Below are 21,444 nucleotides of genomic sequence, written 5' to 3'. Positions count from 1 at the left end.
ACCATTCTCGCTGGCATTCGGGGCGGTGCCCCGGTCAGACGAACACGGTCCGGGGAGGGCCGGGTGAAACCGTTCGGAATGAACGGAAAACTCAGGAAGAGGATAACATGAAAAAAACCGTATTCTTCGGCGCAGTCTCGGCCGCCGCCCTCGTGGCCGGCGCCGCCTCCGCAACGACGCTCGAGGACGTCAAGGAACGTGGCAAGCTCAATTGCGGCGTTACCACCGGCCTCGTCGGCTTCGCGGCGCCCGATGCGAACGGCAACTGGGAAGGGTTCGACGTCGCGCTCTGCCGTGCTGTTGCCGCCGCCGTTCTGGGTGATCCCAATGCTGTCGAGTTCGTCCCGACCACCGGCAAGACCCGCTTCACCTCGCTGGCCTCCGGCGAGATCGACATGCTCGCGCGCAACACCACCTGGACGTTCAGCCGCGACAACGACCTCAAGTTCGAGTTCACCGGCATCAACTACTATGACGGCCAAGGCTTCATGGTGCCCAAGGATCTCGGCGTGACCTCGGCCAAGGAGCTCGATGGCGCAACCGTCTGCATCCAGACCGGCACCACGACCGAGTTGAATCTGGCGGACTTCTTCCGCAAGAACAACATCAGCTACGAGCCCGTGCCGATCGAGACCAACGGCGAGGCGCAGCAGCAGTATCTCGCGGGTGCCTGCGACGCCTACACCACCGACGCCTCGGGTCTCGCCGCGACGCGTGCCACCTTCGAGACCCCGGGCGATCACGTGATCCTGCCCGAGATCGTCTCCAAGGAGCCGCTCGGCCCGCTCGTGCGTCATGGCGACAACGAATGGGGTGATATCGTCCGCTGGACCCTCAACGCGCTCGTCGCGGCCGAGGAGCTGGGCGTGAGCAGCGCCAATGTCGGCGAGATGTCGGCCTCCGCCGGCGACAGCCCCGAGATCAACCGCCTGCTCGGCACCGAGGGCAATCTTGGCGAGATGCTCGGCCTCGAGAACGACTGGGCCAAGAACGCGATCATGGCGGTCGGCAATTACGGCGAGGTGTTCGAGAAGAACATCGGCCAGAACACCCCGATCGGTCTGGCACGCGGGCTCAACGCCCAGTGGACGGATGGCGGCCTGCTCTACTCGCCCCCCTTCCGCTGATCCATCGCTACCGGGAGGGCGCGGCATTGTCCGCGCCCTTTCCTTCTCGGACGAGCAAATGACAAGAGCGACCCCAGTGCCGCCCGACAGGGCCGGTGCCAGCAGCCGCCGCACCCCACGACAGGGATAGTTCCGATGACGACATTCACGGATCCGCAGCAGGACGGCGGCTTTCGCTTGTCCATGCTCCTCAATGACACGCGCTATCGCGGTCTGACATTCCAGTTCATTGCCTTGCTGCTGCTGATCGGGTTCATGGCCTTCCTCGGCATGAACCTCGTCAGCAACCTCGCGGCCGCCGGCCTGAACATCAGCTACGAGTTCCTTGGCGAGCCCGCGGGCTACGACATCAACCAGCGGCTCATCGACTATACCAGCCAGTCGACCCATTTCCGCGCGGCGATGGTCGGCCTGCTGAACACGCTCCTCGTCGCAGTGCTCGCCTGTCTCACCGCGACGGTGATCGGGGTCGTGGCCGGGGTCGCACGCCTTTCGAGCAACTGGCTCGTCGCGAAGGTGATGTCCCTCTACGTCGAGGCGTTCCGCAACGTTCCCGTCCTGATCTGGATCCTGATCATCGGAACCATCGTCCAGCAGGGGCCCAGCCCGCGTGTCTATCTTGGCGACGATCCCGAGCGGGGGCTCTTCCTGGGGTTCTTCGCCTTCACCAACAGGGGTCTGACCGCGCCCGCGCCCGTCTGGCTCGAAGGCTCGATCTGGGTGGTCGGCGTCTTCCTCGCCTCGATCGTCGGCGTCTTCCTCTACCGCCGCTTCGTGCGCAAGGCGCTCTATGACAGCGGCAGGCTCTACCCTGTCTTCTGGCCCTCGGTCGCCATCCTGCTGATCCCGGCCATCGTGACCTATTTCCTGCTCGGGCAGCCGATCGGCATCGACATGCCCGACGTGCTGGCCAACCGGTTCAACCTGCAGGGGGGCTTCGAGATCCAGCGCCCGCTCATCGCGCTCTGGCTCGCCCTGTCGGTCTATACCGGCGCCTTCATCGCCGAAAACGTGCGCGCTGGCATCATGGCCGTCAGCAAGGGCCAGACGGAGGCGGCCGCCTCGCTCGGGCTGCGCCCCCGCCGGATCATGAACCTCGTCGTCCTGCCACAGGCGCTCAGGGTCATCATCCCGCCCCTGATCTCGAACTATCTCAACATCACCAAGAACAGCTCGCTCGCGATCGCTGTCGGCTATGCCGATATCACCGCCACGCTGGGCGGCATCACGCTGAACCAGACCGGCCGCGCAATCGAGACGGTGCTGCTGCTGATGCTGTTCTACCTCATGATCTCGCTGCTGATCTCGGCGGTGATGAATGTCTACAACGCCTCCGTGTCCCTGAAGGAGCGCTGAGATGAGCGATACCCATTCCGAATCCATCTCCTTCGTGCGCGAAAGCTTCCTGCCGGAAGTGCCTCCGCCCGCGGCCGAGGCGGGCCCTGTCAAATGGCTGCGCGCGAACCTCTTCTCGGGGGCTGTGAACAGCGTCATGACGCTGCTCGCCCTGGCCCTGCTGATCTATATCCTTTGGGGCTTCCTGCCCTGGCTCCTCGGGGGGAACTGGACCGCGTCGAACATCCGCGAGTGCCGCGAGATCTTCCAAGGCTCCGGCGCCGGCTGCTTCGCGGTTCTGACGGAGCGCTGGAACCAGCTTCTCTTCGGGTTCTCCTATCCGCCTTCCGAATACTGGCGCCCGACGCTGTCGCTCCTTCTGCTCGCGGTGGTCATCGCCCCGGTGCTCTTTTCGCATCTGCCGCGCTGGCTGCTGATCGTCACGGCGCTCTATCCCTTCACCGCCTACTGGCTGATCTGGGGTGGCACGATCTTTACCCCGGTGATGGCCCTGGCCGGCGTCATCGCGGGCTATTTCGCTTATCGCCGCGCGGTGGAGCGCGGTTTCGCGGTCGGTCTTCTCGCCGGGCTCGTGGTGGCGCTATTCGTCTGGTGGCTCGGCGGCCTCGCCGCCGCATCCGAGCCGGATTCCCTCGCGCTCGAGCGCGTTCCCTCGCGCGACATGGGCGGCTTCATGCTGAACATGATCCTCGGTGTGGTCTGCGTCTCGCTCTCGCTTCCGATCGGTATCCTCCTGGCGCTCGGGCGCCAGAGCTCGCTGCCGATCGTGAAATGGATCTGCGTCGTCTTCATCGAGTTCATTCGCGGCGTTCCCCTCATCACCCTGCTGTTCGTGGCGAATGTGGTCCTTGCCTATTTCCTGCCGCCGGGCACCAATTTCGACCTGATCCTGCGGGTGATCATCATGATCACCATGTTCGCCTCGGCCTATATCGCCGAGGTCATCCGGGGCGGTCTCGCGGCGCTTCCACGGGGCCAGTACGAGGCAGCCGACAGCCTCGGGCTCGACTACGCCCAAGCGATGCGGCTGATCATCCTGCCGCAGGCCCTGAAGATCTCGATCCCGGGCATCGTCAACGTGGCGGTGGGCCTCTTCAAGGACACGACACTGGTCTCGATCATCTCGATGTTCGACCTGGTGGGCATGATCCGCGGTCCGATCCTCGCCTCGACGGACTGGAACGGCGTCTATTGGGAGCTTTTCGGCTTCGCCGCGCTCCTCTTCTTCGTGGTCTGCTACGGCATCTCGCAATATTCCCAGTGGCTCGAGCGCAAGCTCGCGACCGATCATCGCTAAGGGAGGTCAGATGATGACCCATACCGACATCCAATCCGGCCAGGCGGCTCAGGCATCAGCGGCACCTTCGGCCATGAAGGTCTCAGACGAGATCGCCATCGAGATCGAGAACATGAACAAGTGGTACGGGACCTTCCACGTGCTGCGCGACATCGACCTGACCGTGCGCCGCGGCGAGCGCATCGTCATCTGCGGGCCGTCGGGCTCGGGCAAGTCGACCCTGATCCGCTGCATCAACGCGCTCGAGGAGCATCAGAAGGGACGCATCACGGTCGACGGAACGGTGCTGAGTTCCGATCTGAAGAACATCGACCGGATCCGCTCTGAAGTCGGGATGTGCTTTCAGCATTTCAACCTCTTCCCGCATCTGACCATCCTGGAGAATTGCACGCTGGCGCCGATCTGGGTGCGCAAGACGCCCAAGAAGGAGGCCGAGGAGACGGCGATGCACTTCCTGAGGAAAGTGAAGATTCCCGATCAGGCGAACAAGTATCCCGGACAGCTCTCCGGCGGTCAGCAGCAACGCGTCGCCATCGCGCGCTCGCTGTGCATGAAGCCGCGGATCATGCTCTTCGACGAGCCGACCTCCGCGCTCGATCCCGAGATGATCAAGGAAGTGCTCGATACCATGATCGAGCTGGCCGAGGAGGGAATGACCATGCTCTGCGTGACCCATGAGATGGGCTTTGCACGGCAGGTCGCCAACCGCGTGATCTTCATGGACCAGGGCCAGATCGTCGAGCAGAACGAGCCCGAAGCCTTCTTCAACAACCCCAAGAGCGACCGCACCAAGCTTTTCCTGAGCCAGATCCTCGGTCACTGATCCCGGAAGGGTCCGGCGCGCCGCCGGGCAGGTGACGAAAAGCAGGAAGCAGAGCGCCGGCACCGCAAAGGCGGGCCGGCGTTTTTCCGATGCGGTGCGCAGACGCCGCGCAGCATGCGATCAGGGGCTGAACGTACCGATCACCGAGGCATTCTCGGCACTCAGATCCGACCAGGAGGACAGGTCGCATTCGAACATCATCACGCTGCCGGGCTCGAAGGAGCCGAGGCCATCCGTCGAGCCTCGCGCCGAGGCAAGTCTCTCCGCGAGCATGCTGATGCCGGGATTATGTCCGATCACGAGGAGGGAGGCGGCCGGCTGGCCGGCGATCGCGGACAGGATCTCCGAGGCCGCCGCGAGGTAGAGATCGGGCAGATCGAGGCGCTCCGGCGCGGTTTGCAAGATGCTGCAGACGGCATCGCAGGTCTGCGCCGTGCGCCGCGCCGAGGAGACCAGAAGACGCCCGGGCAGGTGCCCTTCGGCAACCAGCCAGCGAGCGGTGGCACGCACGTCGGCCGTGCCGCGCGGCGTCAGGGCGCGGCTGGCATCGTCCTGGCCCAGCGGTGCCGCTTCCGCCTCGCCATGGCGCATCAGGCCCAGACGAAGCGGCATCGGTTCCCCTCCCGGGTTCTGCCCCTGCGGCAGGCGCGGCTCACGGCCGGGTTCGGCGGATCAGGCTGCCGGCGCCATGTTCGGTGTAAAGCTCCAGAAGGCAGGCATTGGGCGCGCGACCGTCGAGGATGACAACCGCCCGGACGCCCTCCTCGATTGCCAGCAGCGCGGTCTCGGTCTTCGGGATCATGCCGCCGGCGATGGTGCCGTCCTCGGTCATCTGGCGGATCACGTCGGGGCTCATCTCGGTGACGATGTTGCCGTCGCCGTCCTTGACCCCCGCCACATCCGTCAGCAGAAGCAGCCTGTCGGCCTTGAGCGCGGCGGCGATGGCGCCCGCGGCCGTGTCGCCGTTGACGTTGAAGGTCTCGCCCTCGCGTCCCGCCCCGATCGGCGCGATCACCGGGATCATGCGCGTCTCGTGCAGCGCGCGGATCAGCCCGGGATTGCAATCGACGGGGGTGCCGACGAAGCCGAGCTCGGGATCGGTCTGTTCGCAGACCATCAGGTTGGCATCCTTGCCGCTGATCCCGATCGCCTTGCCGCCCTGGCCATTGATGGCCTGGACGATGCGCTTGTTGACCAGTCCTGAGAGCACCATCTCGACCACCTCGACGGTGGCCGCGTCGGTCACGCGCTTGCCGTTCTTCTTGGTGGTGGGGATCGAAAGCCGCGCCAGCATGTCCTCGATCATCGGGCCGCCGCCATGCACGATCACCGGATTGACCCCGACATGGCTCATCAGGACGACATCGCGCGCGAATTCCTCCATCGCCTCGGCACTGCCCATCGCATGGCCCCCGAGCTTGATGACGACCGTCGCCCCGGCATAACGCTGCAGGTAGGGCAGGGCCGAGGAAAGCGTGCTGGCGGTTGCGAGCCAGTCTTCTGGGGTGCGGTTCTGCATCTTCATGTCTGTCCCTCGTGGTTGCCTGTTGGTAGTCTGATGCGTTGCCCCGCTCAAGGGGTAGGCGCGGGAGCAGGCGGAATGACGGTCGAGCAGGAAAGACAAAGGGTGCTGGTCCTGACCGGCGCGAGCCGCGGCATCGGCCACGCGACGGTCAAGCGGTTCTCGGCCGAGGGGTGGCGGGTGCTGACATGCTCGCGCCACGGCTTCGATGCGCGCTGTCCTTGGCCCGGCGGCGAGGCCAACCACGTGCAGGTGGACCTTGCCGATCCAAGGGACACGCTGCGCGCCATCGAGGTGATCCGCGAGAAGCTCGAGGATGGAAAACTCGATGCGCTGGTCAACAATGCCGGCATCTCGCCAAAGGGCGAGGATGGCGCGCGGCTCGACACGATCGGCACGGAGTTGTCGACCTGGGCGCAGGTCTTTCATGTCAACTTCTTCGCGCCTGTCGTCCTCGCACGGGGGCTGCGCGACGAGCTGGCCGGGGCGGGAGGCGCCGTGGTCAACGTCACCTCGATCGCCGGCGCGCGGGTGCATCCCTTCGCCGGCGCGGCCTATGCCACATCGAAGGCGGCGCTGGCGGCGCTGACACGCGAGATGGCCCATGATTTCGGTCCGCTCGGCGTCAGGGTCAATGCCATCGCGCCCGGCGAGGTCGAGACCTCCATCCTGTCACCGGGCACGGACCGGATCGTGGCCGGCCTGCCGATGCGCCGGCTGGGCCAGCCGGAGGAAGTGGCCGACGTGATCCATTTCCTGTGCTCAGGCCAATCGGCCTACGTGACCGGCACCGAGATCGAGGTGAATGGCGGGCAGCATGTCTGAGGCATCGCGCCGCGCGTTCAGTCGATCCCGGCGATGACGCCGCGCAGCACGTCGATCCCCTCGCCGGTCTCCGACGAGGTCACGATCAGTTCGGGATAGGCGGCGGGGTGGCGGGCAAGGCCGGCGCGCACCTGCTCGAGCGTCTTCTCGCGGGTGTCGCCGCGCAGCTTGTCCACCTTGGTCAGGACCGCCTGGAAGGTCACGGCGGAGCGGTCGAGCAGGGTCATGATCTCGTCATCCACGGGCTTGATGCCGTGACGCGCATCGATGAGCAGGAAGGCCCGCCGCAGGGTCTGGCGCCCGGAGAGGTAGTTCTTCATCAGCCTCTGCCACTGCTCGACGACCTTCACGGGGGCATTGGCGAAACCGTATCCCGGCAGGTCGACGATGTAGTAGGCCCCGGCGGTGAAGTAGTTGATCTCCTGCGTCCGGCCCGGCGTGTTCGAGGCGCGGGCGAGCGCCTTGCGTCCGGTCAGCGCGTTGATCAGCGTCGATTTCCCGACATTCGAGCGCCCGGCGAAGCACAGCTCGAGCCTGTCGGCCTCCGGCAGCCCGTCCATGGCGACGACGCCTTTCACGAAGAGCGTCTCGCCGGCAAAGAGCAGCCGCCCCGCCTCCCGGTCCTCGTCGGACACCTCGGCGATCTCGAAGGGCAGGGTGGTCATGATAGCCTCACTTGGTCGCCCGTGGCGATCTCTCCGGATTTGATCACTTCGGCCAGGATGCCGAATTCGCGATGCCCCAGCGCGTCGAGCGCGCCCAGGGTATCGGCATCGATGCGCCCCGTCCGCGGATTGGCGGCGGTGGCGCGGCAGCGGGTGATCGGCTCGATCACCTTGAGCACCGCGCTGCCGATGGCCAGCTCCGCCCCTGTCCAGCCGCTTTCCTCCCAGGGGGACGTGCCGTCGATCCAGAGGTTGCAGCGCCAGCGCAGCATCGACAGATCGCTTTGTCCCATTCCGGTGGCAAGGCTGTCATGCGAACTGCGGAACGCGATGGAAAGCGAGGGGGCCGCGTTGTCGGTCAGTGCCTGGCCGCCGCGCACGAGGCGGCACGGCGCGGCACGGCCCGGCTCCGCGAGCGGCGCGAGCCATTCGAGCAGCCGCGCCTCCTCCCTGTCGGGATCGAAGCGAAGGGGCGGGCGCTCGGGATGGGTAAGCTCGATCTCGCCCGTGGCCCCGTCGGTCCGCGCCTCGATCGCCATGAGCGAGGGCGTGCCGGCGGCGCGCAGGAAGCGGGTACAGGGCGCCCAGCCCCCGGCACGCAGCTCCGTCACCGCCAGATCGGCCCCGCCCTCGTGCAGCACGCCCCAGACGCGGTCCATCGGCATCGCCTCCCCGGCGCGCAGGCTCACCCGGTCGATGGCTTCGCGGCCATGCGCCTTGATCGGGTGACGCCAGATCGCGCCGAGGGTCGCGGTCATTTCGTGGCCGCTGGCTTCTTGCGGCGGAAGCCCCGCTTGATGTTGCCGAAGACGTCCGGCTTGTAGCCCTGGCTGCGCATGATCAGGTATTGCTGCGTGAACGTGATCGTGTTGTTCGCGATCCAGTAGAGCACCAGGCCGCTGGCAAAGCTGCCCAGCATGAACATGAAGACCCAGGGCATGAAGGCGAAGATCATCGCCTGCGTGGGATCGGTGGGGGCGGGGTTGAGCTTTTGCTGCAGCCACATCGAGATCCCGAGCAGGATCGGCAGGATCCCCAGCGAGAAGATGAAGAAGATCGATTCGGGGCTCGGCGTGTCGTAGGGCAGCAGGCCGAAGAGGTTCAGGATCGAGCTGGGATCGGGGGCCGACAGGTCGCGGATCCAGCCGATCCAAGGCGCGTGGCGCAGCTCGAGCGTGACGAAGATCACCTTGTAGAGCGAGAAGAAGATCGGGATCTGCAGGAGGATCGGCAGGCAGCCCGAAGCGGGGTTCACCTTCTCCTTCTTGTAGAGCGCCATCATTTCCTGCTGGAGCTTCATCCGGTCATCGCCGGTCTTCTCCTTGATCTTCTCCATCTCCGGCTGGAGTTCCTTCATCTTCGCCATCGAGACGTAGGATTTGTAGGCAAGCGGGAAGAGCACGGCCTTGATCATCAGCGTCAGCACGATGATCGACCAACCCATGTTGCCGATCAGTCCGTTGAGCCAGTGCAGGACCGCGAAGATCGGCTTGGTCAGGAAGAAGAACCAGCCCCAGTCGATGCTGTCGATGAAGCCCTGAACGCCGGATGCCTCGTAGGCGCGGATCGTTTCCCACTCCTTGGCGCCGGCAAAGAGCCTGACGGAGGTGGCGGCGGCCGCGCCGGGCTCGATCGTCATCGCGGGCTGGCGCGCCTCGGTCTGGTAGATCGCGGCGCCGTCCACGTATTTGACGACCGAGGCGAAGGGGGTGCCGGCGGGCGGGATGATCGTCGCCATCCAGTATTTGTCGGTGAAGCCGATCCAGCCATCGGAGGCCACGTCGAGCACCTCGGCGCGGGCGCCCTCACGCGCGACGATGTCCAGATCGGTCATGTCGTCGTAATCGACCTCCTGCAGCTCGCCGTCAGACATGCGCACCACGCCCTCGTGCAGGATGAAGAAGCCGACCGTCTCGGGCTCGCCATGACGCGCGACGAGGCCGTAAGGCGCCATGCGCACGGCGGATTGCGTGTTGTTCTGCACCGTCTGCTCGACCGAGAACATGTACTTCTCGTCGATGCTGATCTTGCGATTGAAAACGAGGCCCTTGCCGTTGTCCCAGGCCAGCGTGACCGGGGTTTCGGGGGTCAGCGTCTCGCCGTCGACGAGCGACCAGGTCGTGTCGGGGCCCGGCACGTCCTCGTAGCCGAGCGTGCCGCCGGGCGCCCAGCCGAAGAGCGCGTAATAGGGGTTGGGCCCGCCGACCGGCGAGAGCAGGTTCACAAGGTCGGAATCGGGGGCGAGCGTCTCGCGGTAATTGTTGAGCAGCAGGCGGTCGATCCGCGCGCCGTTCAGCGAGATCGAGCCGGTGAGGCTGGGGGTTTCGATGGCCAGGCGCGGCGCGTCCTCGGGCGCGGCGGCCGGGGCGCCCTGCGGGGCCTGCTGACCGGGGGCGGGCGCGATCACGGGCGGCGCGCCTGCGACCGTTCCGGACGCGGTGCCGTCCTGCTGTACCGTTGCCGGAGCGTTCGGATCCGTGACCTGCTCTTCTGGGGGGAAGAAGAAGAACCAGATGAGGATCACGAGGAAACTCAGCCCGGTTGCAAGAATGAGATTCTTGTTCTGATCGTCCATGAGGGACCCGCCACCTGTGTTTTTCGCATCCTGCGCGTTCAATAGGGCCGCAGGCCAAAGGTCAAGCCCGTTCCCCCCTCGCGGCCCGCGGCCCGCCGTCACGGCACGCCTGCGCGGCGGGATGGAGGCGGCCCCCCGCGCGGGACGGGGCGGCAGGAGAGGGGGCGATCAGCCGGCGGGGTCCGGCCGGGCCAGGGCGGCGAAATCGAAGAGCGCGGGATCGAGAAGGTGGCTCGGATTGGCGTGGCTCAGCGCGCCGAACATCTTCTGCCTGCGGCCGGGGCTGTTGCGTTCCCACTCGTCGAGCATCCGCTTGACCTGTTGGCGCTGCAACCCGTCCTGGCTGCCGCACAGATCGCAGGGGATGATGGGGTAGTCCATGGCGCGCGCGAACTTCTCGCAATCGGCCTCGGCCACGTGGGCGAGGGGGCGGTAGACGAAGAGGTCGCCGTCCTCGTTCACCAGTTTCGGGGGCATCGTCGCGAGACGCCCGCCGTGAAACAGGTTCATCATGAAGGTCTCGAGGATGTCGTCTCGGTGATGGCCGAGCACCACCGCCGAGCACCCTTCCTCGCGCGCGATGCGGTAGAGGTTGCCCCGCCGCAGCCGCGAGCACAAAGCGCAGAAGGGACGCCCCGCCGGGGTCTTTTCCATGACGATGGAATAGGTGTCCCGGTACTCGATCCGGTGCGTCACGCCCCGCGCCTCGAGGAATTGCGGCAGGACCGTCGCGGGAAAGCCCGGCTGCCCCTGGTCGAGATTGCACGCCAGGAGATCGACCGGCAGAAGACCGCGCCATTGCAGCTCGTGCAGAACCGCCAGCAGGGTATAGCTGTCCTTGCCGCCCGACAGGCAGACGAGCCAGCGCGCGCCGGGCTCTATCATCCCGTATTGCTCGATCGCCTCGCGGGTCTGCCGCACGATGCGCTTGCGCAGCTTGCGGAACTCGGTGCTCGTCGGGGCGCCCGCGAAAAGCGGGTGGATTTCGTCGGTATGGTCGCGCATCGGTTCGGTCCTCGCAGTCGAGCGGGTTTATGTCACGGCGCGCCGCCGAGGGGAACTGGCGGCACCGCGGGGAATTGGGCCATACGCATGGGCGTTTCGCTCCATGTCACCCAGCCAGGAGATTTTCGATGTTCAGACCTTTGCCGATGATCGCCCTCGCCCTTGCGATCGCCCCCGCCGCGGGCATCGCCGCCGAGGCGACCGCGTCCCTCAAGAACGACCGCCAGACCGAGATCGGGACCGTGACCCTGATGCAGACCCCGAACGGCGTGCTCGTCAAGCTCGATGCGCAGGGCCTGCCGGCCGGCGCCCATGGCTTCCATATCCACGAGACCGGATCGTGCAGCCCCGATTTCGCCGCCGCGGGTGACCATTTCAATCCGGACGGCGCCGAGCATGGATTCGAGAACGAGGCCGGACCCCACGCGGGCGACATGCCCAACATCTTCGCCGACGAGAACGGCATGGCCAAGGCAGACGTGCTCACGGCATCGGTCTCGCTCGAGGAAGGCCAGGAGGGGATGCTTCTCGATGATGACGGCTCCGCGATCATCATCCACGAGAATCCCGACAGCTATGGCAAGGAAGCGGGTGCCGGCGGACGGATCGCCTGCGGCGTGATCGAGGCCCAGGGCTAATCGGGAACGTTGTCGATCCCGCTGCCGCCGAGAGGATGGCAGCGGGAGACACGCCGCAGCGCGAGCCAGCCGCCGCGCCGCGCGCCGTGACGGGCGAGCGCCTCGAGCGCATAGGCCGAGCAGGTCGGCTGATAGCGGCAGTTGAATCCGACCCATGGGCTCCAGACGGCCCGGTAGACGCGCACCGGCAGTGCCAGGAGCCGCGCCGCGAGGCTCACTTGTGAACCCGGCGCAAGGCCGTCTCGAGATCGCGAAGAAGCCGATCGAACGGATGCGCGGCCGTGCTTCCGGACCGCCCGATCAGGACGTAATCCCAGCCCGGGCGACCGTGCCGTGGCAAGACGAGCCGCGCGATTTCGCGCAGGCGGCGCTTGGCACGGTTGCGCGCGACGGCGTTGCCGACCTTCTTGGAGCAGGTGAAGCCCACACGCAAGATATCCGCCTCGGCCTCGCCGGGGCGGCGCTCGCGTGCCTGCAGGACGAAACCCTCCGTCCTGTGGTAACGTGCCCGGGCAGCCTTCAGGAAATCCGATCGCTCGCGCAGGCGCTCGATTGCCAACGGGCGTTCTGTCATTCCGGCCATGCTCTGCGCATGCGCGGACGCACCGCGCGCTGACATGTCGGCGGCGGTGTCATCCGTCACGGCAGGCTCCCGGTGCTGGCGCTCAGGCGCTCAGCGACTTGCGGCCCTTGGCGCGGCGTGCGTTTAGGATCTTCCGGCCGGCCTTCGTGGCCATGCGCGCGCGGAAGCCGTGGCGCCGCTTGCGGACCAGGTTCGAGGGTTGGAAGGTGCGTTTCATCGCCGTCACTCCGTCATTCGCGCCAACGCCGCCCTTGGGCAGGGACGCCTCATCATTCGAAGCCCGGTCCTTACGCACCGCCGGTCCACCTGTCAACAAACTCGCCGAAGATAACCGGGCGGCCCCGGGCGGGCTGTAACATTCGGAGGGGCGGGATAAAGCTGCCGTGAAGGGGGATGTGCCGCGCCGTGTTCCGCCGCATGTTGGTCCGGCAACAACGAATCGCGGAGTGCGCAATGTCACCGACCCACGAGCCGCCCGTCCGCGAGGACACGAACGGCGCGGCATCCACCGATCGGGAGACGTCCGGCTGGCCGCGTTTCGCCATTCTCGGGGCGATCGCCCTTCTTGCCCTCCTCGCGGCGGTTCTGCTGCGCGATCACCTGACCTTCGATGCCCTTGCGGAAAACCGCGAACGGCTCATCGCCTTCAGGGATGCCAACTATATCGGCACGCTGCTGGCCTTTGCCGGCATATATGTCGTGATCGTCGCCTTCTCGCTGCCCGGCGCCACGCTTGCGACACTGACCGGCGGCTTCCTCTTCGCCACCTTTCCGGGCGTTCTCTACAACGTCACCGCGGCCACGATCGGGGCGAGCGGGCTCTTTCTCGCGGCGCGCTGGGGCCTGGGCGAGCGGTTGGCCGCGCGGATGGAGAGGGCGGGCGGCGCGGTGCGGCGGATCAAGGCCGGGATCGACGAGAACCAATGGTCGATGCTCTTCTTGATCAGGCTGCTGCCGGCGGTGCCGTTCTTCGTGGCCAATCTCGTCCCCGCGCTGGTGGGCGTCGCATTCCACCGCTTCGTGGTGACGACCTTCCTGGGGATCATCCCCGGCACGCTGGTCTTCACCTCGGTGGGGGCAGGGCTGGGCGGCGTCTTCGCACGCGGCGAGATGCCCGACCTGGGACTGATCTTCGAGCCCCGCATCATCCTTCCGATCCTGGGGTTGAGCGCCTTGGCCGCGCTCCCCATCATTCTCAAGGCCCTGCGCGGGCGCAAGGAGACCACCCTATGAGCCATGACAGCATCGAAACCGACATCTGCGTCATCGGGGCAGGCTCGGGCGGCCTGTCGGTCGCGTCCGGCGCCGTGCAGATGGGCGCGCGTGTCGTGCTTATCGAGGCCGGCGAGATGGGCGGCGACTGCCTGAACTACGGCTGCGTGCCCTCGAAGGCGCTGATCGGCGCGGCCCGGCGGGCGCAGCAGGTCCGGCAGGGCGGTCCGGGCGTCGCCGGGCAGGAACCCCGGATCGATTTCGGTGCCGTGAAGGATCATGTCTCCGAGGTCATCTCGACGATCGCGCCGCATGACAGCCAGGAGCGGTTCGAGACGCTCGGCTGCACGGTCATCAGGGCCCATGCGCGCTTCACCGGCCCGCGCGAGCTGCAGGCGGGCGCCACGCGCGTCAGGGCAAGGCGGTTCGTCATCGCCACCGGCTCCTCGCCGATGGTGCCGCCGATCGACGGGATCGAGGGGTCGGGTTACCTGACGAACGAGACGATCTTCGAGCTGCGCGACGCGCCGGGCCACCTTCTGATCATCGGCGGCGGTCCGATCGGCCTGGAAATGGCGCAGGCGCATCGCCGTCTGGGCTGCGAGGTCACGGTGATCGAGGGGCAGAAGGCGCTCGCCAAGGACGATCCCGCGCTTTCGAAGGTCGTCCTCGAGCAGCTGCGGGCCGAGGGGGTGACGATTCTCGAGGAGAGCCCCGCCCTGAAGATCGAGCGCGATGGCGACCGCGTGACGGTCGTGACGGAGGCGGGCCGGCATGGGGGCACCCATCTTCTGGTGGCGGCCGGGCGGCGGATCAATATCGGCGATCTGGGTCTCGAGGCGGCCGGTGTCGATCACGACAAGGCGGTGCATGTCGGCGCCGATCTGCGCTCGGTGAGCAACCGGCATGTCTATGCCGTCGGCGATGCGGCCGGCGGAATGCAATTCACCCATGTCGCCGGCTACCATGCCGGCATCGTCATCCGCTCCGCCGTGCTGGGACTGCCGGCGAAGGCCAAGGCCGCCCACCTGCCATGGGTCACCTATACCGATCCCGAGCTGGCCCATGTCGGGCTGACCGAGGCGCAGGCGCGCGAGGAGCATGGCGGCAACATCGAGACGCATGTCGTGCCGATGGACGGAAACGACCGCGCGGTGGCCACGGGGCAGACGGCCGGGCTGCTCAAGCTCGTCGTCCTGCGCGGCCGTCCCATAGGGGCGAGCATCGTGGGCGCGCATGCCGGTGAGCTTATCGGGATGTGGGCGATGGCGATCGTCAACCGTCAGAAGATGTCCGCGATCGCGGGAACGGTGCTGCCCTATCCGACCCTGTCCGAGCTCAACAAGCGCGGCGCGAGCGCCTATTTCTCGCCACGTTTGTTTGACAATTCAAGGGTGAAGACCATTGTAGGGCTGATACAGAAATACCTGCCCTGACGGCGGCAGGCCCATTGACCCGGGGACCTGATGCTCAATTCCCTCTCCGGACGCTTTCTGATCCTGACGACCGTGTTCGTCATGCTGGCCGAGGTGCTGATCTTCGTGCCCTCGGTCGCGCGGTTCCGGGAAGACTACCTGCTCAGCCGTCTCGAACGGGCGCAGATCGCCTCGCTCGCCCTGCTTGCGGGGGACATGATCGACGAATCGCTCGAGGCGGAGCTCCTGCGCAATGCCGAGGTTTTCAACGTCGTGCTCCGCCGGGACACGGTGCGCCAGCTGGTCCTGTCATCGGCGATCCCCTCGCCCATCCACGCGACATATGACCTTCGCGATACCGGGCCGATCGACCTGATCGGCGGGGCGATGATGGATCTGTGGTCGCACGAGGATCAGGTCATCCGGGTGATCGGCAAGCCGGTGCGCGAGGCGGGGCTGCTGATCGAGGTGACGATGGCGACGGCGCCGCTGCGCGCGGCGATGATCGATTACGGGTTGCGGATCCTGGCCCTGTCGGCGGTGATCTCGGTGCTGACCGCGCTTCTGCTTTTCCTCGCCGTGCGCCGTTTTCTCGTGCGGCCCATAAAGGGAGTGATCAGTGCCATCAGCAGCTATGCCGCGGCGCCGGAGGACGCGCGCCGGATCATCGACCCCAGCGCGGGGGTCACCGAGCTGCGTGCGGCGGAGGTTGCGCTGCGGTCGATGCAGACGCAGCTGACAGGGGCCCTGCGCCAGAAGGACAGGCTGGCGCAGCTGGGAAGCGCCGTGGCCAAGGTGAGCCATGATCTGCGCAATGTGCTGACGACGACGCAGCTTCTGGCGGACCGCATCGAGCTCAGCGAGGATCCGGCGGTGCGGCGGATGGCGCCCAAGCTCGTGGCCTCCATCGGGCGGGCCGTGAATATCTGCGAGGGCACGCTCGCCTTCGGCAAGGCCGAGGAGCCGCCCCCCGCGCTTGCGCGCATCGCGCTCGCCGAAACGGTGCAGGAGGTTTTCGAGAGCGAGGGCCTTGCCCCGGACGCCGCAGATATCGCCTTGCTTCAGGACATCCCCCCGGGCTTCACCATGCGGGCCGATCGCGAGCAGCTCTACCGGATTCTCTCGAACCTCGTGCGCAATGCGCGGCAGGCCATCGCGGGGGCAGGCGGAGAGAAGGTGATCCGCATCCGCGCGCGGGAAGATGACAGCCATTGGTACGTGAGCGTCGCCGATACCGGACCGGGTCTGCCGGAGAAGGCGCGCGAGCATCTCTTCACGCCCTTCCAGGGCGGCGCGCGCAAGGGCGGCACCGGGCTCGGCCTCGCGATCGCGGCCGAGCTGGCGCGCGGTCACGGCGGCGCGCTGACGCTCGAGCGGACGGGCCCCGAGGGCACGACATTCGAACTGCGCCTGCCCAAAACGGTCATCTCGCTCGAAACATCGCAGGAATGACGAAAAACCTGCTTGCGCTCCATAACCGCTAGGGGTATCCCGCCCACATCCAAGGCGCTGGTAGCTCAGTTGGATAGAGTACTTGACTACGAATCAAGGGGTCGGGGGTTCGAATCCTCCCCAGCGCGCCACTACCTCCCTCGAATGTCTGTAAGGCGACGAGTATTTTTCTGTCTTGTCTAAGGGCGATCGAGTCTTGGACAATTTGACGCTCGCCGTCCGTTTCAGTCTTATCGTAGCTCTCTTGTGTCGTGGCTAGGGTCAGGATTCGTAACCAACAGATGACGAGAGCTGCGAGGGCGATGGCTGAGAGGAACACTTTAGAGCAGCGGTCGTAACGGGTCGCGACGCGCCTTCAGTCCTTGAGCCTGCCGAACATGATCTCGATGCGGTTGCGCCGCTTGAATCTGCGCTTGTCGTATTTGACCGGTGTCTTGCGCTTTTCTCGGCCTGGGATACAGGCGCGTATCCCCTTGCCCCGCAACGCTTCTCTGAACCAGTCAGCATCATGGCGGTCGCCGAGCAGCCATTTGACGTTTGGCAGGGCTCGTGCACCGATGTGATCGCTCACCTGTCCGGCGGTAACGAACAGATCGATCGGCCGCCCCTGACTGTTGCAGAGGGCGTGCAGCTTGGTGTTCATGCCGTCTTCGGTTCGACCCATCAGACGACCACGCCCCCTTTTTGGCGGCCATGCTGGTCGCCGTTCGATGGGGCTTGAGGTATCTCGCGTCGATCATCACGGTCTTCTCTTCGCCGTGTTCCGCCGCCAGCCCGGCCATCATCCGCGCAAAGATGCCCTTTTCGCTCCAACGCTTCCATCGACTATGAAGCGTTTTGTGAAGGCCATACTCTTTCGGCGCATCGCGCCAACGCAAGCCATTGCGGTTGATGGGGATAATCCCGCTCAGCACCCGCTTGTCGTCAACCCGGGGCTTCCCATGTGACTTGGGAAAGAAGGGGGCCAAACGTGCCATCTGCGCGTCTGTCAGCCAGGAGAGATCGCTCATGTCACCGCATCTTTTCAGAGCCGTGAATCACGCAGCGCCAGAGAAAACAATGCATTCTGACCCTAACCCCACCTGGATTGACTTTTCGCGCCCCATCAAGGCAAGGCGTGCATATCCTCGGCAGCGAAATCGATGAGGGTTCGTATCTTTCGAGGTAAGGTCCGAACCTCGAGGTAAACGGCGGCAATCGGCCCCTCGTCCATCTCGAAATTCTCCAGCAAAGGAACGAGGCGTCCTGTCTCCAGCAAGTCCGAGATAGCGAACCGCGGCGTATAGGCGACCCCCATCCCGGCCGCGGCCAGCTCGATCGCTGCCCGGGCCGAGTTAACGTGGAACCGGCCCCGCACCTGGGCGAAGACCTCCTCGCCGTTTTTTCTAAACGTCCATCGATGCGGCTGACGCCGGTTCGTATCAACGATGCAGGCGTGCCGGGAAAGATCATCAGGTGTTCGCGGTGCCCCGTGCTCTTTCACATAGTCTGGATGCGCCACCAGCGAGTTGTGAAATGTGCCGAGCTTGCGTGTCTTGAGTGACATCGTCTCCGACACCCCCATCCGGAACGCCAGATCGATGCCGTCGGCCGCCAGATCGACGTAGCGATCATCCAGCCTCAGGTCGAACGCAAGATCCGGGTGCGCTTCGGCGAACCGGGCCAGCATGCCGGCCACGTAGACTTCGCCGAAGGTCACGGGCGCCGAGACCCGGATGATCCCGCTCAGGCCGCGCGACCCCTCCGACACGGACCCCAAGAGAGCATCGAGCTCGTCGAGGACGGCTGGCGCCCGCGCGAGGAGATCCTCGCCAGCCGGCGTCAACCCGACCTTGCGGGTCGTCCGCTGGAGCAACCGCGTGCCGAGGCGCGCCTCCAGTTCGGCCACGTATTTCGAGGTCAGGCGGTTCGAAACCCCCAGTTGCTCGGCGCCTGCGGTGAAGGAGCCGGTCCGCGCGGTGGCCACGAAGGCCTTGAGTTCGTCGACGATATCCATGGGCAGCCTATTGGGAACAGAAAGGCGATAGTCATTCCATAACATCGTCATTTCATAGAAGATTCGAAGGCCTTACTTTCGCTTCAGTGATCAGCTGTCCGCCCCGAGGGTGGTGAAGCGAAGGAGAATGCAATGCGTATCGCGGTTATCGGAAGAGAAAGCGTCGGCTCCGGCCTCACCTGGGCGCTGGGCCAGGCCGGCCACGAGGTCTACGCCATCGGCCGCAACGAATACCTCTCCGCCGCCGTCTCCCAGGTGGAGCCGGTGGTCCTGGCCACGCCTTATGGCGCCGTGGCAGATCTTGCCGGCAAAGCCGATTTCGCCGGCAAAACCCTCATCGCTGTCTCGAACCCGGTGACCGAGGACTTCTCGGGTCTCCAGCTCGGGCACAAGACCTCGGCCGCCGAGGAGATCAGATCCCAGCGGTCCGGCGCGACTGTGGTGAAGGCGTTCAACACGATCTTCGTGCAGCATTACGAGACGGGCCTCAAGGTAAACGGACAACCGGTTCATACCTTCGTTGCCGCGAATGACGAGGCCACACGCGAGACGGTCAAGTCCCTGGCCGCCGAGATCGGCCTCGAGCCGGTCGATGCCGACCCGCTCGCCAACGCTCGCTTCCTCGAGCCTATTGGCGCCTCAATATTCGGTTCGGATACGTCTTCGGTCACGGCACCGGGATCGCACCGCGCCGGCAATTTTCCTGACACCCCCAACCCCACGGAGCATCTGATATGAACACGCAAACCAATACCGATTACGCCGCCGCCGCCCTTCGCATCTCGACCGGCGTCCTCTTCCTCGCCCATGGCTGGATGAAAGTTAGCGCCTTCACGATCCCCGGCACCGTCGCCTTCTTCGAAAGCCTCGGCCTGCCCGGCGTGCTCGCCTACTACACGATCTTCGCAGAGCTGGTGGGCGGCGTAGCACTGATCCTCGGTCTTGGCACCCGCCTCGTCTCAGTCGCGTTGATCCCCGTCCTCCTGGGCGCGACCTGGGCGCATTCCGGCTCCGGCTGGAGCTTCTCGAACGAAGGCGGCGGCTGGGAATACCCGCTGTTCTGGACCGTGGTGCAAGGCGTCGTCGCCGTTCTGGGGCGCGGAGCCTTCGCGCTGCGCGTGCCGGAACTCGACCGTCGCCTCGGCCGGTTCGCCTGATTCCCTTGTCGGCTGCGGGGACCTCCCGCGGCCGCACTCTTTCCCAAGGAGATCCGACATGACCATTGGCAACGACTTCTTCGACATGACTGCCGCGCCGCTGCGTGTCGGGGCGGTCCGGCTCAAGGTGCGCGACCTCGATGCGGTCTCCACCTTCTACCAGAGTGTGCTCGGGCTCAGCCTGATCGCAACCAGCGGCCATCGCGTCACTCTTGGCGTCGGCAGCACCCCACTCCTGGAACTCGCGGCGCCCCCGAGCCTCTCCCCGCTCGACCCCCGGCAGGCCGGACTCTTTCATACCGCCTTCCTGATGCCGACTCGATCCGATCTGGCCCGCTGGGTCGCCCATGTCGCCGAGGCGCGTGTGCCTCTTCAGGGAGCCTCGGATCATGTCGTTAGCGAAGCGCTCTATCTCTCTGATCCAGAGGGCAACGGCATCGAGGTCTATGCGGACCGTCCGGTCTCGGCCTGGCATGGGGAGAACGGCGAAATCCGGATGAGCACTGCCCCCCTGGATTTGTCAGACCTGCTGCAAAGCGCAGAAGGCACTGAATGGTCAGGCTTCCCCGACAATGGCAGCATCGGCCATGTCCACCTTCAGGTGGGCGATACGGGCGAGGCCGATGGCTTCTACCGCGACGTGCTGGGCCTGGATATCGCAGCGCGCTATCCGGGCGCCAGCTTCTATGGCAGCGGTGGCTACCACCACCAGCTTGCCGGCAATACCTGGAACAGCCACCGGGCCGGTAAACGTCCCGAGGGTATGGCAGGTCTCGATTCCGTCGAGATTCTTGTCCGGAACCCGCACGACCTCAAGGCCATTGCCGCACGGGCCGAAAGCCTCGGCATTGCCAGCATCACAAACACGGACGGCCTGATCCTGCACGACCCTTGGGGCACCGCCATCACGCTCGGGACCTGAGGAGAGACGACCATGCTGAGAAACGGAAAATGGGTTGCCGATTGGCAGCCGGTTCAGGCCAAGGACGAAGAGGGCGGCTTTGTCCGGCAGACCTCCAGCTTCCGCAACTGGGTCACGCCTGACGGCCGCGCCGGGCCGACCGGCGACGGTGGCTTCCAGGCCGAGCTGGGCCGCTACCACCTCTTTGTCGCGTTGGCGCGCGCCCCGGTCCGAAGCTGCAATCATCCGTCCGGATCAAGACCCTGGCTGGCGCGATGCGCGCCAGCACCACCAGCCACTGCTTGCTCGGAACCCAAGAGCCGCCACGACGCCGGTGACGGCAGTCCAGGGATGTCCGCTTTTAGATCACCGACCTCGCCGCATCGCACTTGCAGGGAATGTCAGCAGTCCGCCCTTCTTGACGGGGGACTTCGCAGACGCAGCGGCGATCGAGCAAGTGCAGCGAACGGCGGCAAGGTCCGTATTGCGGAATTTTACCTGCCAGACCATGCTGCACAATGCCACCGACGACCGGTTCGGGGTAGCTGCACCGCAGCGACGGGCCGACCCATCGGCGGCAGGTGCGGGCCGATCGCGGCAGTGCCTCAATTGGCCACAAGGCGGCGCTCTCGTCGTTGTCTGCGCTCGGGTGAGAATTTTGCGACTTTCCATGCTTGGAGCCGGAGGTGCCGGGGTCTTTTGATGGTCGACAGGAAAATAGCGGACCGAAAAGGTCGGGAATTGACGGTGTTCTCTGATCAGCTCCTTGGACATTGGCTGAAACAAGCCATAGAAAGTATAGGGCCGAAATTTTGTCTAGTCCCCGTAGGGCATCGAAAATGCTAAGATAGGAAGGTCCTTCCCAGCGCGCCACTACCTCCCGAATATGACGGCC

At 65.6% G+C, this 21,444-nt stretch carries 22 protein-coding genes, 1 tRNA gene and 2 pseudogenes; 14 read left to right on the top strand and 11 right to left on the bottom strand.

The genetic code is table 11. The features are described 5' to 3' along the window. Positions 1-107 precede the first annotated feature (107 nt). From PMES_RS07450 to PMES_RS07435, 4 genes are all read left to right on the top strand, one after another. A complete protein-coding gene (locus PMES_RS07450) occupies positions 108-1,127 on the top strand; it encodes an amino acid ABC transporter substrate-binding protein (protein WP_159964989.1) in 1,020 nt (339 codons plus the stop codon). A gap of 135 nt (positions 1,128-1,262) precedes the next feature. Beyond that, a complete protein-coding gene (locus PMES_RS07445; RefSeq protein WP_159964987.1) occupies positions 1,263-2,483 on the top strand; it encodes an amino acid ABC transporter permease in 1,221 nt (406 codons plus the stop codon). 1 nt (position 2,484) lies between these two features. Further along, complete coding sequence (locus tag PMES_RS07440; RefSeq protein ID WP_159964985.1) at positions 2,485-3,780, top strand: amino acid ABC transporter permease; 1,296 nt, start codon at positions 2,485-2,487, stop codon at positions 3,778-3,780. A 73-nt stretch (positions 3,781-3,853) separates the two neighbouring features. Further along, positions 3,854-4,603, top strand: coding sequence for an amino acid ABC transporter ATP-binding protein (locus PMES_RS07435; RefSeq protein WP_159965058.1), 750 nt, complete (start codon positions 3,854-3,856; stop codon positions 4,601-4,603). A 120-nt stretch (positions 4,604-4,723) separates the two neighbouring features. On the opposite strand, the gene PMES_RS07430 is transcribed toward PMES_RS07435, so the two are convergent. Then, positions 4,724-5,215 (bottom strand): SixA phosphatase family protein, encoded by a 492-nt coding sequence (locus tag PMES_RS07430; RefSeq protein ID WP_159964983.1) that lies wholly within the window; start codon positions 5,213-5,215, stop codon positions 4,724-4,726. Between the two features lie 40 nt (positions 5,216-5,255). Continuing rightward, on the bottom strand, positions 5,256-6,128 hold the full coding sequence (argB, locus tag PMES_RS07425; protein ID WP_159964982.1) for an acetylglutamate kinase: 873 nt from the start codon (positions 6,126-6,128) through the stop codon (positions 5,256-5,258). Between the two features lie 75 nt (positions 6,129-6,203). On the opposite strand from argB, the gene PMES_RS07420 reads away from it, so the two are divergent. Beyond that, positions 6,204-6,950 carry an SDR family NAD(P)-dependent oxidoreductase gene (locus tag PMES_RS07420; protein WP_159964980.1) on the top strand — a complete coding sequence of 249 codons (747 nt, stop codon included), beginning with the start codon at positions 6,204-6,206 and terminating at the stop codon, positions 6,948-6,950. 17 nt (positions 6,951-6,967) lie between these two features. Here PMES_RS07420 and yihA read toward each other — a convergent pair whose 3' ends face one another. From yihA to ttcA, 4 genes are all read right to left on the bottom strand, one after another. Then, positions 6,968-7,615, bottom strand: coding sequence for a ribosome biogenesis GTP-binding protein YihA/YsxC (gene yihA / locus PMES_RS07415; RefSeq protein WP_159964978.1), 648 nt, complete (start codon positions 7,613-7,615; stop codon positions 6,968-6,970). Then, complete coding sequence (locus tag PMES_RS07410; RefSeq protein WP_159964976.1) at positions 7,612-8,373, bottom strand: MOSC domain-containing protein; 762 nt, start codon at positions 8,371-8,373, stop codon at positions 7,612-7,614. The genes yihA and PMES_RS07410 overlap by 4 nt, the downstream gene beginning before the upstream one ends. Further along, a complete protein-coding gene (gene yidC, locus PMES_RS07405) occupies positions 8,370-10,190 on the bottom strand; it encodes a membrane protein insertase YidC (protein WP_159964974.1) in 1,821 nt (606 codons plus the stop codon). Before yidC ends, PMES_RS07410 begins: the two co-directional genes overlap by 4 nt. Positions 10,191-10,358: 168 nt before the next feature. Further along, a complete protein-coding gene (gene ttcA, locus PMES_RS07400) occupies positions 10,359-11,195 on the bottom strand; it encodes a tRNA 2-thiocytidine(32) synthetase TtcA (RefSeq protein WP_159964972.1) in 837 nt (278 codons plus the stop codon). A 128-nt stretch (positions 11,196-11,323) separates the two neighbouring features. On the opposite strand from ttcA, the gene PMES_RS07395 reads away from it, so the two are divergent. After that, positions 11,324-11,833, top strand: coding sequence for a superoxide dismutase family protein (locus PMES_RS07395; RefSeq protein WP_159964970.1), 510 nt, complete (start codon positions 11,324-11,326; stop codon positions 11,831-11,833). Here the strand turns inward: PMES_RS07395 and yidD are convergent. From yidD to rpmH, 3 genes are all read right to left on the bottom strand, one after another. Beyond that, entirely contained in the window at positions 11,830-12,051 is a 222-nt protein-coding gene (yidD, locus tag PMES_RS07390) for a membrane protein insertion efficiency factor YidD (RefSeq protein ID WP_159964968.1), read from the bottom strand. The two genes, PMES_RS07395 and yidD, sit on opposite strands and share 4 nt — an antisense overlap. After that, complete coding sequence (gene rnpA / locus PMES_RS07385; protein ID WP_328809151.1) at positions 12,048-12,416, bottom strand: ribonuclease P protein component; 369 nt, start codon at positions 12,414-12,416, stop codon at positions 12,048-12,050. Before rnpA ends, yidD begins: the two co-directional genes overlap by 4 nt. Before the next feature lie 82 nt (positions 12,417-12,498). Further along, positions 12,499-12,633, bottom strand: coding sequence for a 50S ribosomal protein L34 (gene rpmH / locus PMES_RS07380; protein ID WP_159806877.1), 135 nt, complete (start codon positions 12,631-12,633; stop codon positions 12,499-12,501). Between the two features lie 236 nt (positions 12,634-12,869). Between rpmH and PMES_RS07375 the strand changes: the two genes are divergently transcribed. From PMES_RS07375 to PMES_RS07360, 4 genes are all read left to right on the top strand, one after another. Then, on the top strand, positions 12,870-13,649 hold the full coding sequence (locus tag PMES_RS07375; protein WP_159964966.1) for a TVP38/TMEM64 family protein: 780 nt from the start codon (positions 12,870-12,872) through the stop codon (positions 13,647-13,649). Further along, entirely contained in the window at positions 13,646-15,064 is a 1,419-nt protein-coding gene (locus PMES_RS07370; RefSeq protein ID WP_159964964.1) for a dihydrolipoyl dehydrogenase family protein, read from the top strand. The genes PMES_RS07375 and PMES_RS07370 overlap by 4 nt, the downstream gene beginning before the upstream one ends. Positions 15,065-15,094: 30 nt before the next feature. Further along, a complete protein-coding gene (locus PMES_RS07365; protein WP_159964962.1) occupies positions 15,095-16,495 on the top strand; it encodes a sensor histidine kinase in 1,401 nt (466 codons plus the stop codon). A 54-nt stretch (positions 16,496-16,549) separates the two neighbouring features. After that, positions 16,550-16,626, top strand: a tRNA-Arg gene (locus PMES_RS07360). A 140-nt stretch (positions 16,627-16,766) separates the two neighbouring features. Here PMES_RS07360 and PMES_RS07355 read toward each other — a convergent pair. Further along, positions 16,767-17,505 (bottom strand): annotated as a pseudogene (locus tag PMES_RS07355) (IS5 family transposase); the annotation flags it as partial. A gap of 95 nt (positions 17,506-17,600) precedes the next feature. Continuing rightward, positions 17,601-18,491, bottom strand: coding sequence for a LysR family transcriptional regulator (locus tag PMES_RS07350; protein ID WP_159964961.1), 891 nt, complete (start codon positions 18,489-18,491; stop codon positions 17,601-17,603). Between the two features lie 132 nt (positions 18,492-18,623). On the opposite strand from PMES_RS07350, the gene PMES_RS07345 reads away from it, so the two are divergent. The 4 genes and pseudogenes from PMES_RS07345 to PMES_RS16680 form a co-directional block, all read left to right on the top strand. Then, positions 18,624-19,229: an NADPH-dependent F420 reductase gene (locus PMES_RS07345; protein WP_236549733.1), complete on the top strand. Its 606-nt coding sequence runs from the start codon at positions 18,624-18,626 to the stop codon at positions 19,227-19,229. After that, a complete protein-coding gene (locus tag PMES_RS07340) occupies positions 19,226-19,648 on the top strand; it encodes a DoxX family protein (protein ID WP_159964959.1) in 423 nt (140 codons plus the stop codon). The genes PMES_RS07345 and PMES_RS07340 overlap by 4 nt, the downstream gene beginning before the upstream one ends. Before the next feature lie 58 nt (positions 19,649-19,706). Further along, entirely contained in the window at positions 19,707-20,570 is an 864-nt protein-coding gene (locus PMES_RS07335; RefSeq protein WP_159964958.1) for a VOC family protein, read from the top strand. A gap of 12 nt (positions 20,571-20,582) precedes the next feature. Continuing rightward, positions 20,583-20,765: pseudogene (locus PMES_RS16680) on the top strand (glutathione S-transferase family protein); the annotation flags it as partial. Positions 20,766-21,444: the final 679 nt, after the last annotated feature.

The sequence above is a fragment of the Profundibacterium mesophilum KAUST100406-0324 genome, assembly GCF_009835145.1.
Classification (GTDB): Bacteria; Pseudomonadota; Alphaproteobacteria; order Rhodobacterales; family Rhodobacteraceae; genus Profundibacterium; species Profundibacterium mesophilum.
The sequence above is the reverse complement of the archived record's forward strand: the minus strand, read 5'-3'. Positions and strand labels throughout refer to the sequence as shown.